General features: G+C 47.8%; 1 protein-coding gene. It reads left to right on the forward strand.

All coding sequences use genetic code 11. The annotated features are described in order from the left end of the window. The coding region (locus KDD36_15275) for a response regulator transcription factor (GenBank protein ID MCB0398010.1) at nt 1-523 on the forward strand (523 nt) is incomplete at both ends.

Here is a 523-nt window from a genome sequence, read left to right on the forward strand (position 1 = left end):
GTCGAGTTCCATTGAAGAATATCTGAAGCAGGACGCGTACTTATGTGAGGTCGCGGCCACCTATGATGAGGCGATGGAGAAAGCGGGAATATATGAATACGATTGTATTCTGGTGGACATTACCTTACCTGGTGGCAGTGGGCTGGATGTGATACGCGCCCTGAAAAAAGCGCATTCCAAAGCAGGGATCATCGTTATTTCTGCCAAAAATTCGCTGGATGACAAAATTGAAGGATTGGAGATCGGGTCGGATGATTACCTCACCAAACCCTTTCATCTTTCAGAACTCAATGCCCGGATCAAAGCCTTGCTCCGCCGAAAACAGTTTGAAGGAGAACCCCGGATTGATTTCCAGGAAATCAGTGTTCAAACGAACAAACAACAGGCGCAGGTCCTCGGAGAGGATCTCACACTGACCCGTACCGAGTACCGTTTATTGTTGTATTTTCTGGTCAACCTCAAACGTGTGCTAAGTAAAGAAAGCATTGCGGAACATCTGGCGGGAAGCGATGCGGATTTGCTG

Source organism: Flavobacteriales bacterium (assembly GCA_020435415.1).
Taxonomy (GTDB): domain Bacteria; phylum Bacteroidota; class Bacteroidia; order JACJYZ01; family JACJYZ01; genus JACJYZ01.